The following is a 7,451-nucleotide window of genomic DNA, read 5'->3' as shown; positions in this document are numbered from 1 at the left end:
AATTAATCACTCCTGCTATTCGCACTAACTTACTCTTCTCTATACGTTCTTCTGCTTCTCTTACTAAAAATGACATTTTGCCTCCTCTTTCGTATGTACTTATCTTTTCATTCTATCATATATGTTTTTTTCTGCCTATTATGCAATGGTCTTTAATAATTTTTCTTTCAATGTCGCTTTTAAATTGCTACAATGACAATTGCTGCAAGGCTATAGTAATAAACTCTACTTGAAATAGATGTTTTGGACTCGGGGGCGGTACCCGACGTCTCCACCAATGTTTTATGGGGACGAAATTAGTATCGACATGCATTAAAAAAAGTAGTTTTGCTCAGGGTGATTCCTGTAAAAGATCACTGTTATAATTGCAAACAAAAAGTTTGTACCTGCTAATGAAAATCAAGCTTTTGCACTAGCTGCATAAGGCTTAATATTTATTAAACGCGGTTTGGGATTGCCGGGCAACAGAAAATCCCATACCTAAATTTTTAGATTTGTTATGTACAATAAGGCTAATATTTTTGCAAAAATTATAAAAAAAGAAATACCTTGTAAAATGGTGTATGAAGATGAGCATACTTTAATTTTTCATGATATAAATCCATCTGCTCCAATCCATTTATTGGCAATTCCAAAAGGAGAGTTCAGGTCATTTGAGGATTTTGTACAAAAAGCATCTACAGATCAAATTCTATCCTTTTTCGCTTCGATCCAAAAGATCACTGATAAGCTCAAAATTAACAAGTCTGGATATAGATTAATAACAAATCATGGAAAAGACGCTATGCAAACTGTGGAGCATTTTCATATACATATCATTGCTGGCAAAGCTCTAGGCCCATTAATAACGGCTGATACGCATCACGCAATAAAATGAAGGCTATTTCATTTAAGAAAAAGCTTAAATACATTATAGAGGCATTTTTCGTCTATTTGTTCTACTTTTTTTTTAAATCCTTGAGTATAGAATCTTCATCAAAAATAGGCACGATTATTGTTGGATTCTTTAGTAAATTTATTAAAGAAAATAATATTGCCGCACAGAATATAAAAATGTGTTTGCCTCATTTAACAGAAGAGCGCCGGAAAAAAATACTAATTAATACTTGGAAGCATTTTGGTTCTGTAATAGGTGAAATACCACATTGGTATAAAATGCCTAAAAAAGAATTTTTAGAAAGAGTAATTATTAAAGGCGAAAAAAACATGCCTTTCTCGAGGGCAATCATCGTTTCTGGGCATATTGGTAATTGGGAATTAATTAGTAGAATAGCAAAAGAATACAATATTAAGTTAAATTTAGTGTACAGACCATCGAATAATCCTTACACCAATAATTTAATCAATAAAATAAGGAAGGTTTATAAAGTTAACTTGATCCCAAAGGGAAATATAGGTGTAAAAAAAATAATTAAAGCACTCAATAATAATGAAGTTGTAGGAATAATGATTGATCAGAGAATGGATGATGGCATTAGCGTACCTTTTTTTAATAAATATGCCATGACTACCGCACTACCAGCTAATATTGCTCTAAAATACAAAGTACCGATTATTGCTGTAAATATTATAAAAACAGGCTCTTCAAGATACACAGCTAATTTTTATGAGCCTCTAGAACTACAGGAATTTGACACAAAATATACAATCACAGAAAGAATAAACAAAATACTTGAGAACTGGATACGAAATTATCCAGAACAATGGTTTTGGTTTCATAATAGATGGAAATAATACAACTTAAAGTATATCTCTTTCTTATTGCCATGTTATTGTTAAATTCCCTTCTTATTTTTATCTAACATTGCCATTTATAATATTGAACAATCTGATTATTTATATTATTTATAACTTAATCTAAATTTATTTAGGAGTAGGTTATATACGATATTGCAATTATAGGCGCTGGTCCTGTTGGTATCTTTACTATATTTCAAGCAGGAATGCTAGGATTAAAGAGTTGCATAATTGATACACTTGGCTTTTTAGGTGGCCAGTGTAATGCGCTTTATGCAGAAAAATCTATATATGATATTGCCGGATATCCATCAATAAGTGCAGAAAAGTTAATAGAGAATCTTACAAAACAAGCAGAACCTTTTAAAGCACAAAATTACTTAAATCAACAGTGTAACAGCATAACAAAAAAAGATGGATATTGGGAAATATCAACATCAAAAAGTTTGATAAAAGCAAAAACCATAATTATCGCTGCAGGAGGCGGAACTTTTGAGGTAAGAAAACCCCCTATTGAAAATATCCAGAATTTTGAGGACATTAGCGTCTTTTATCACATAAAGAATAAAGGTACATTTAAAAATAAAACTGTTACTATTGCAGGAGGAGGAGATTCTGCATTAGACTGGGCAGTTATATTGGCAAGTGGTATTGCAAAAAAAGTATATATAGTTCATAGAAGAAATAATTTCAGAGCAGCTCCTAAAACCGTTGAAGAAATAAATCGCCTAACAGAAAATGGCCATATAGAATTAATTACTCCATATCAACTTAGCAAATTAAAAGGAAAAGAAGGGGTGCTACATGAGATAGAAGTTAAAGACCTAGACAATAACATTAAGCTTCTAAAATCAGATTACTTACTTCCTTTTTTTGGAATGGCAATGAATATCGGCCCTATTAATTGCTGGAATCTTTCAATAATAAATAAGCACATAGAGGTCAATCCTGAATCAATGCAAACTAATTTAAATGGAATCTACGCGGTTGGAGATATATGCACTTATCCTGGGAAATTAAAATTGATATTAACTGGTTTTGCCGAGTCTGCAAGAGCATGTCATAGCGCATATAGCTATATTAACCCAAATGTTCCTTTGCACTTTGAGCATTCTACTACCAAAGGATTGCCTAATAACTTATGACATACATCATAAATGGAAAACTGCTAGCTGAAGAGCTTCTTTTCTCTATAAAAAAAGAAGTTAAGGAAAAATTTGAAATTATTAAAATGCGTCCAAAAATTGCAACAGTATTAATTGGAGATAATTCTGCAAGTAAAGTGTACGTTAACGCTAAGTTAAAAGCTGCTAAAAATGTAGGTATAAATACAGAATTACTGACATTTAGCAAAGACATAGATAATAAAAAACTGTGTGAAATAATTACCACACTAAATGAGCGACCAGATATTACAGGTATATTAGTGCAATTACCATTGCCAAATCACTTGGATGAACAAATTGTATTTGAAACTATTAATTATAAAAAAGATGTTGATGCTTTTGGTATTTACAATACAGGACTGTTAAACCACTGGAAATCACAAATTATGCCCTGTACTCCACAAGGTATATTGTATATCCTAAAAAAATATCTCAAAGATTTATCTGGTAAAAAAGCAGTAATCGTTGGTAGATCAATTATTGTGGGACGCCCCATGGCATCGATTTTAATAAAAGAAAATTGCACTGTTACTGTAGTGCATTCTAAAACAATAAATATAGAAGAAGAATGTTCATTAGCTGATATATTGATTATAGCTACAGGTGCGCCTAATTTAGTAAAAGCAAATTGGGTCAAAAAAAATTCATTTGTAATTGATGTTGGAATTAGTAGAGTTAATAATAAACTTGTAGGAGATGTTGATTTTGAAAATGTTAAGAATCTTACATCTTTTATTACACCAGTTCCTGGTGGTATTGGGCCACTAACTGTTGCAAATTTACTACTTAACACTTTAAAGCTGTTTCTAATACAAAATAATTTATCTAGTGATGTTACCTTTATTGAAAAAAACAATTGATATAACAAAAAAATTTTTTTTATGTTTTTATAAATCTATTGGAGACACAATAGCGCATGATGGGATAGAACACGCTGGATATCTATCATTCTTACTTATGCTCTCTATTTTCCCCTTCTTATTCTTTCTTATGGCGACTATGAAATTTATTATTCCCATACATTTATTAGAACAAATAATCTCTTCCCTTTCTGATAATACTGAAATTACATTTGATAATTTAATTTATTTTTTAAAGCCAAGAATTCATGAAATTACTAATGCTCCACCAAATAGTTTGCTAACCCTCGCTGTATTTACTGCAATTTGGACTGCCTCTTCTATATTTGAAGCAATTAGAACAATTTTAAATAAAGCAAATAGGGTTATTCATCCTCCTTCCTATTTATTTCGGCGCTTTATTAGTATTATAGAATTTATAGTGTTGATATTTTTAACTATTTTTATAATGTTCTTTTTTGGAATATTCCCTTCTTTAAAATCAGATTTATCTACCCTACTTCATTTAAAAGATTCTCATTATTATCTTATTCTTGAGCAGGAAACTAGATTGCTAAGAGATATTATTACTATTCTTTGTGGATTTTTTCTGATTTTATTTCTTTATTTCTTTCTACCTAATAAAAGGCAAACTATTTTTAGCAATATTCCAGGTACAATTTTAGTACTTCTTTTTTGGAACATATTTACTTGTTTGTTTAAGTATTATTTATCTACTTTTTCACAATTAAATGTAATTTATGGCAGTATTGTTGGTGTTATTATTGCGTTACTTTATTTTTATTTCTGTAGCATTATTTTTATCTTTGGCGCCGAATTTAATTACAACTTTTTTTCTACTAATAAACAAAATGGTTAAACGCCTTGCCACTTTTATGTTAGTTACTTGTTATTTTAATGTTAGTATATTTTTTGTTAACTTTTATAAAATTTTATTAGTTAATATATTATATTTGTTAATAATAACATCTCGTGTATTAACATGCATATTTGCGACTTTTATTAGCTTTAAATGTTAATAAATGTTAAACTAACTAAACTAACAATACATCTATAATTAATATATAAGTACTAATTATAATATATGAAAAAACTATTAATTGAGGAAGTACGAAATAAACAACCTAATTCTATTCCAATTTGGTTTATGAGACAGGCTGGTAGATATCTCAAAGAATACAGAGAAGAAAAAGAAAAACATGAATGTTTTTTATCAATGTGCCTAAATAGTGATTTAATGAAAGAGATAACTCTTCAGCCACTTAGAAGATTTAATTTAGATGCGGCGATCATATTTTCAGATATATTAATAGTACCTTTTGCAATGGGATTAGAGTTAAATTTTATAAAAGGAGAAGGTCCAGTATTTTTAGAAAACTATGAAAAAAGAATTGAGAAGCTACAAAAAGGAATAGATACATCAAGTATTTACAAAAAGGTATATGAAGGAATAGAAAAGGTACGTAAAGAAATAGAAATAAAGCATCAAGAAAAAGCAATAATAGGTTTTGCAGGCTCTCCCTTTACAGTTGCATGCTATGTAATACAAGGAAGAGGATCAAGAGATTTTAATGAGGTAAGAAAATTATATTTTAACGAAAGAGAGAAATTTATAAAAATAATAGAATTAATTACAGAAGAAACAAAAAAGTATTTAAAAGGACAGATTGATCAAGGAGTGGAGGTAGTTAAATTATTTGATTCATGGGCAGGAATATTAGCAGAGGAGGAGTTCGAAGAGTTAGTTATAAGACCAACACGAAATATAGTGGAAGAATTAAGAGATTATAAAAAAGATATAATAATAAACACTTTTCCAAGAGGAGCAGGAGTAAAATATGAAGATTTTGTCAAAAAAGTAGAAACAGATATAATAGCAATAGATCATACAGTGCCAATAGAATGGGCAAAGGAAAAATTGCAGAAAAGTGCAACAATACAGGGAAATTTAGATAATGTAATATTGACAACTCAGTCTTTTGATTTGAAGAGAAAGGTGATAAAAATATTAGATACTTTTTCAAAAGGAAGGTTTATATTCAACATGGGGCATGGAATGTTACCAGAAAGTAGAGTGGAAGAAGTAGAAAAATTAATAAGTGTTGTAAAAGAGTATGAAAGATAAAGAAAAAAATATAGAAACAAGACCACATAATATAGAAGCGGAGCAAAATCTACTAGGTTTATTGCTAAATAATAATGAAAACATGAATAAAATAGGAGATGTACTTAGGGAAGAACATTTTTATTTACCACTACATGCAAAAATATACCAAGGGATAGGTAAGTTAATGGATAAAGGATTAATTTCAGATCCAATAACGATTAAGAATTATTTTGCCAAAGAAGAAATTTTTAAAGATGCACAAATGAATAGTTATGAGTATTTATTAAAACTGGTAGATGAATCACAGTTAAGTACAGATATAAGAACGTTAGCAAGAAATATATATGATACATATTTAAGAAGAAAAATAATAGATATAGGAGAAGAAGGTATATTAAAAGCAAAAGAAGAAAAAATAGAAGAGGGAGGGGAAAATATAATAGAAGCTATGGAGCACGAACTTTATACATTAGCAAGTAGTGGAAATTATGATAATAAAGTATATAGCTTAACAGATTCAATAAAAGGTGCATTAGTAAAAATAGAGACGTCATTAAAAAGCAGAAGAGAAATAAGTGGAACAGAAACGGGATATATAGACTTAAATAAATACACAGGAGGTTTTCAAAATTCAGATTTAATAATAATAGCAGGAAGACCATCAATGGGAAAAACGGCTCTTGCAGTAAATATTATGCTAAGGGCGGCAAAATATTTTGTTAAAGAATCTAAGGAACAAGATACGAAAAAAAAATCTATTTGTTTTTTTTCATTAGAAATGTCAGCAGAGCAATTGGCATCTAGGATATTAGCAATAGAGACAAAAATAGACGGTTCTAAAATAAGAATAGGAAAAGTGAATAAAGGAGAATTTAAAAATTTATCAGAACAGATTTCTATACTTAATGAATTACCTATAATCATAGATGACACACCAGCTTTAACAATATCAGCAATTAGAACAAAGGCTAGAAGAATGAAAAGGCAACATAATATTGGATTGTTGGTGATAGATTATTTGCAATTAATAAATAGTACAGGAAGAAATAAGGAAAATAGAGTTCAAGAAATAGCAGAGATTTCGCAGGGACTAAAGGCAATAGCAAAAGAATTAGATATCCCGGTTATTACTGCTTCACAATTATCAAGAGCGGTGGAATCAAGAGATGATAAAAGACCACTTCTGTCAGACTTAAGAGAAAGTGGAAACATAGAACAAGACGCAGATATAGTAATGTTTATTTATAGGGAAGAATATTATTTAAGTAGAAAAATACCTTCAACAGATGAGAAAAAATTGATAGAATGGCAGGAAAAGATGGGGAAGGTAGAAAATATAGCAGAAATAATAATAGCAAAACAAAGAAATGGACCAGTGGGAAATTTTCACTTAAGATACAATAATAAAACAACAGCATTTGATAATTTAGAAAATTGAGTAGATGTTTATTTTGCAATCGAGTAGAGAGGCGCATTGCAGCACCTCCCTCTCACACCACCGTACAAGCGATGTCGCATAGGGCGGTTTCAGATTTGTGTTTACCAAAAGCAGAGTACATAGAGAAGAGATTAATCTTCTCA

Annotated in this window: 7 protein-coding genes and 1 other RNA gene; all 8 read left to right on the top strand. The window is 29.8% G+C overall.

Annotated elements, in window-relative coordinates:
• The first annotated feature begins 161 nt into the window (after positions 1–161).
• The 8 genes from ssrA to L8D11_RS02440 all read left to right on the top strand — a co-directional run bounded on the left by ssrA (position 162) and on the right by L8D11_RS02440 (position 7,308).
• Positions 162–479, top strand: a transfer-messenger RNA (tmRNA) gene (ssrA, locus tag L8D11_RS02475).
• Positions 480–499: 20 nt separating this feature from the next.
• Positions 500–877 (top strand): HIT domain-containing protein, encoded by a 378-nt coding sequence (locus L8D11_RS02470; protein ID WP_236870096.1) that lies wholly within the window; start codon positions 500–502, stop codon positions 875–877.
• Positions 874–1,734: a lysophospholipid acyltransferase family protein gene (locus L8D11_RS02465; RefSeq protein WP_236870095.1), complete on the top strand. Its 861-nt coding sequence runs from the start codon at positions 874–876 to the stop codon at positions 1,732–1,734. Before L8D11_RS02470 ends, L8D11_RS02465 begins: the two co-directional genes overlap by 4 nt.
• A gap of 146 nt (positions 1,735–1,880) precedes the next feature.
• Positions 1,881–2,882 carry an NAD(P)/FAD-dependent oxidoreductase gene (locus L8D11_RS02460; RefSeq protein WP_236870097.1) on the top strand — a complete coding sequence of 334 codons (1,002 nt, stop codon included), beginning with the start codon at positions 1,881–1,883 and terminating at the stop codon, positions 2,880–2,882.
• A complete protein-coding gene (locus L8D11_RS02455) occupies positions 2,879–3,763 on the top strand; it encodes a bifunctional 5,10-methylenetetrahydrofolate dehydrogenase/5,10-methenyltetrahydrofolate cyclohydrolase (protein WP_236870094.1) in 885 nt (294 codons plus the stop codon). The genes L8D11_RS02460 and L8D11_RS02455 overlap by 4 nt, the downstream gene beginning before the upstream one ends.
• Positions 3,747–4,622 (top strand): YihY/virulence factor BrkB family protein, encoded by an 876-nt coding sequence (locus L8D11_RS02450; RefSeq protein ID WP_236870093.1) that lies wholly within the window; start codon positions 3,747–3,749, stop codon positions 4,620–4,622. The genes L8D11_RS02455 and L8D11_RS02450 overlap by 17 nt, the downstream gene beginning before the upstream one ends.
• A gap of 225 nt (positions 4,623–4,847) precedes the next feature.
• Positions 4,848–5,888 (top strand): uroporphyrinogen decarboxylase, encoded by a 1,041-nt coding sequence (gene hemE / locus L8D11_RS02445; RefSeq protein ID WP_236870092.1) that lies wholly within the window; start codon positions 4,848–4,850, stop codon positions 5,886–5,888.
• Entirely contained in the window at positions 5,878–7,308 is a 1,431-nt protein-coding gene (locus L8D11_RS02440; protein ID WP_236870091.1) for a replicative DNA helicase, read from the top strand. Before hemE ends, L8D11_RS02440 begins: the two co-directional genes overlap by 11 nt.
• Positions 7,309–7,451: the final 143 nt, after the last annotated feature.

The sequence above is a fragment of the Candidatus Bandiella numerosa genome (genome assembly GCF_021811875.1).
GTDB lineage: Bacteria > Pseudomonadota > Alphaproteobacteria > Rickettsiales > Midichloriaceae > Aquirickettsia > Aquirickettsia numerosa_A.
This window is presented reverse-complemented; position numbering and strand designations above follow the sequence as displayed.

Bases quoted from the DNA above. Each gene is read 5' to 3' on its own strand.
- L8D11_RS02470 (WP_236870096.1), top strand. From the start codon at position 500: ATGTACAATAAGGCTAATATTTTTGCAAAAATTATAAAAAAAGAAATA.
- L8D11_RS02465 (WP_236870095.1), top strand. From the start codon at position 874: ATGAAGGCTATTTCATTTAAGAAAAAGCTTAAATACATTATAGAGGCA.
- L8D11_RS02455 (WP_236870094.1), top strand. From the start codon at position 2,879: ATGACATACATCATAAATGGAAAACTGCTAGCTGAAGAGCTTCTTTTC.
- hemE (WP_236870092.1), top strand. From the start codon at position 4,848: ATGAAAAAACTATTAATTGAGGAAGTACGAAATAAACAACCTAATTCT.
- L8D11_RS02440 (WP_236870091.1), top strand. From the start codon at position 5,878: ATGAAAGATAAAGAAAAAAATATAGAAACAAGACCACATAATATAGAA.